2 protein-coding genes and 1 pseudogene are annotated in these 3,745 nt (G+C 24.3%); 1 reads left to right on the plus strand and 2 read right to left on the minus strand.

Translation table 11 applies throughout. The features are described from left to right. Positions 1 to 217, plus strand: a pseudogene (locus KW502_RS15540) (hypothetical protein); the annotation flags it as partial. 91 nt (positions 218 to 308) lie between these two features. Here KW502_RS15540 and KW502_RS15090 read toward each other — a convergent pair. Both KW502_RS15090 and KW502_RS15095 read right to left on the minus strand, forming a co-directional pair. Next, the gene (locus KW502_RS15090; protein WP_219041382.1) at positions 309 to 2,822 is read right to left on the minus strand and encodes a DEAD/DEAH box helicase; all 2,514 of its coding nucleotides are present in this window, start codon (positions 2,820 to 2,822) and stop codon (positions 309 to 311) included. Beyond that, a complete protein-coding gene (locus tag KW502_RS15095; RefSeq protein ID WP_219041383.1) occupies positions 2,815 to 3,576 on the minus strand; it encodes a Hachiman antiphage defense system protein HamA in 762 nt (253 codons plus the stop codon). Before KW502_RS15095 ends, KW502_RS15090 begins: the two co-directional genes overlap by 8 nt. Between the last annotated feature and the right edge of the window lie 169 nt (positions 3,577 to 3,745).

The raw sequence follows: 3,745 nt of genomic DNA on the forward strand, positions 1-3,745 counted from the left end.
TAGAAAAGTAAACACCTTAGGATTAAAACAGGCCAATAAATGTATGCAGCTCTCCGCCATTGCCTACAACCTCAAGAAATACCTGAAGTTTATTGAAAAACGCACCAAAAGTGGAGCAGGAATGCTCAGCTTGTTTTTAAAGTTCACAATGACGTTAAATCAGGAGTATAAGTTCATTTTAAAGAGACTATATTCTGCTAATTTACAAACGATATAAAACTAGAAAACCGCTCTAAAGCGGTTTAAATGAATACGTTTTTTTTTAATTATGGGGTTGTGCAACGGTTACCGGTGTTGTAGGTAGTGCTTTAATTCAAATATTTTTTTACTTCAAATTGAAATAATTCAGGCTGGTTTTTTAGATATAAATCAAATGTCTTGTTGTCTTTTACAAATAGATTTCCATTTTTATCTAGCTCTAAATTATCAATTTGATTATCATTTTTTAATTGTGTGATTACGTTTACACTTAATCCAAAACGAACTAATCTTATTATATTTAAATCAGTTGTACCATAGATATAATTAAAATAATAATCTTCGGGAATTATTTTAAATGTGTACAAGAAAACAATTAAAGAGTTTAGTTTATAGCTTATAAAATCTTCCTCAATTTTCAGCTTTACAATGGCAATATTCACTAAGAATATTTCTGGTTTTCTTAAATCAATATAAACTTTGCCATTATAATGTCCATTATGATATTTTTCAGAAGGTTTTGATATATTTCCATATGAACTTCCTATATATAACTCAGGACTTTCTGTTTTTGCTTTTTTGATAAAGTATTTTAAAGTTTCATTTATACGTTCATTTAAATGTAATTTTTGTGTTATTTCAAGAAAGTTATTGTAATAATTTCTTGCTTTTTCATTTTTTAATCTTTCTAACTCATAATCAAGAATATTGTCTTCATTGTTTATAATGAAAATGTCATTTACAATATCCACTATTTTAATTTCTTTATTAAACTTAAAATTTGAAATATTTTTTAAGATGTTTTCAATAGCTAAGTTTAAATCCTTAAAAAAAACATTTATTGAATTTTCAATAATATATTTTTTAACTTCTTGGTTTAAATTGTTGTGGTTTTCTAAAACAAATTTTGAATATTCTATCAAATTCTCATCTTCAATTATTTGTTTCTTTTTTCTAATCTCTTTTTGGTCTTTAGTACCAGAAAATTCTAAATTGTTTATGTCGTAGTTTTCAATTAAAGGGTTTTTAACGATATCACTAAAGCTATATTCTCTTAATGATTTTAGTGCTGTTTTAATGCTATTTTTACCTTGGTAATCTTCATGATTTAAAAAATGGATTTTAGAGATTAAACCATCTGGTTTTAACTTTTTATTTGCAAAAACTTCATTCAACCTATTTGCTCTACCAACTAGATTTATTAGGTCTTTAACATTTAATCGTTGATTTTTATTACCTGTACCATTTGTTGTAATAAATATAGTTTCAATTGGTAAATTAATGCCTTCTAATATTACAGAGTTCGCCACAATATATTTTATTTCTACTACCTTTTTAAACTTTTCTTCTAAATATTCCTTAATAATATTGGGCATTTTAGCATGAATATATATAACTCCCTTTTTTATATAGTTAGTTAGATAAAATGATTTATGTACTTCTTTATTTAGAGTTTCTATTATGTTTTTTATAACTATATTCTCAGATAGGTCTTCAGTTATATCATTTGCGATATTCTCTGCTAATTTCTCAACTTTGATAGGTCTAGAATGAAATATAAAATTCTTATTGCTAGAGTTATCTCTAATATATTTGAAATAACTTATGTTTTTTATTAATTCAAAATATGAATCTGTAAATCTATCGTAAAAATAACTTTGTTGATTTTCATATAGATATAGTTCAAATGATTTAAAATCATGTTGAATTTTTTTTGTAAATATTTCACCTTGATTAGTATCTTTTACTTTTAAATTAATTGCATTTTCTATGAGAGGCGAGAGGTAAACTAATTTTTGCGAATTATTTCTTTTATAATTTAATTGTATAAGTCTTGTTAATATATAACTTCTTGAATCTCTATTTAATAATTTATGAGCTTCATCAATAAATAAGATTTCATAATTTATTTTTGAATTTTTGTTCAAGATTCTGGTAGCCCTTTCTTGTGTTAATATTCCAATGAATTTTTTTTCATTGTTATACATTTCATCATGTAAAACTAATTTATAATCAAGGTTTAAGGCTTTAATGTCTTTGTATGTTTGTACTAATAAAGATTTTGAAGGAACAATTACAGCGATTCTTGAAAAATTATTTGATTTTATTAATTCTTTAATCAATGAGCTTTTTCCGTAGGAAGTAGGTGCTATATAAGCAATTTCATCGGATTTGCTTTTAATGATATCATTCCTAGATATATTCTGTTCGAGGGATTCTATATATTTTTCGGTTGACTTAAAATCCTTTTTATATGAAATGAATGCAACTGCATCTAGTATTAGGTTTTTAGAATCAACACTAAAAAGATTCTTTTTGACTTTTGTTATAAAATCTATTATTGGATAAAAACCAATTTGAATACTTATTTCGTATAAAGGCTTATAATCATTATAATTTAATGCATATTTCAAAATTATATAATACCCAATTTTAAAGTATCCTTTTAGTCTTTTATCAAGATTATAATATTTAAAAAAAAATAATGCACAAGTTAGAATAAACTCTTTTTCTTGAAAACTTAGTTCTTTGTTTAAACAAAGTTTTTTAAATACTCTTATAAAATAATCGTCTTTGGTTAGTTTTTTCAGCTCTTTTAAATCTGCATTTTTCTTATTAGCCATTAATAAAATTTATAAATTCATCAATACTTTTTTTATTTACACAAAGAATATTTAGTTTTTTTGCGTTGAATTTTTTGCAAACTTTCTCTAGTTCAGCCTTTAATTTGACATCATCAATATCTTTATATTTTTCTCCTAAATAAATTGTAGAGCTTGGTATAATATTATATTCTTCGACTTTATGTGGGGTTTGGTCAATAAAGTCCTGACTTATCTTATTTATATTTTTTAACAACCCTACATTTTCTTTAATATTTCTATTATCTAAATGGTTTTTTGAGTTTTCCCAAGGATTATTATCTTTTTGATTTACTGATTCTACTTTATTCTTAATGTCTTTGTAAGCTTCTTTAATTTTAGATAAATGAGTTTTTTTTAAATCTGATGTAGATTTACTTTCTACTAACCACATTTCGTCTTCTTTCAAATATAAACCATCAAACCCTTTTTTCGGTCCATTTTCTTCTAAGTTTTTGAAAAGAAAATATTGTTCAAAATTTTGTGACCTCAAATAAAGATGACAAATAAATTCGGCTACATAACCAATTTTTGGCCTTTCATCGTTACCTTTTTTATGAAACCAAGCTTTAATTGCTTTTTTAATGTATTTAATATTTTCATTGCTTAAATCTCCATTTCTTATAAATCCAATTTCTTGTTCTATTAACTCTATAAATTCCTGAGAATAGTTTTCTATGTTCAAAAAATTCAAAGTCAATTTTTCTGATATTTTTATTGAACTTTCTTTGAACATTTTCTTATAATTTTATCTATTTGTTGGATTTCGGTCGCATTATCTACAACGGCAGTCTGTCTCAAAACTACCTAATTTTTTTTTAAAAATAATTGAAATTAGGGGTAAAGCCAAAATTTGCATTAATTTTTGTTTGCTTTTGTATTAATGCCTTAAAAGTTCGTTTTAG

Source organism: Mesonia aestuariivivens (assembly GCF_019311235.1).
In the GTDB taxonomy this organism is placed as follows: Bacteria; Bacteroidota; Bacteroidia; order Flavobacteriales; family Flavobacteriaceae; genus Mesonia; species Mesonia aestuariivivens.

Coding starts and splice junctions, on each gene's coding strand:
- KW502_RS15090 (WP_219041382.1), bottom strand. CDS start 2,822: ATGGCTAATAAGAAAAATGCAGATTTAAAAGAGCTGAAAAAACTAACC.
- KW502_RS15095 (WP_219041383.1), bottom strand. CDS start 3,576: ATGTTCAAAGAAAGTTCAATAAAAATATCAGAAAAATTGACTTTGAAT.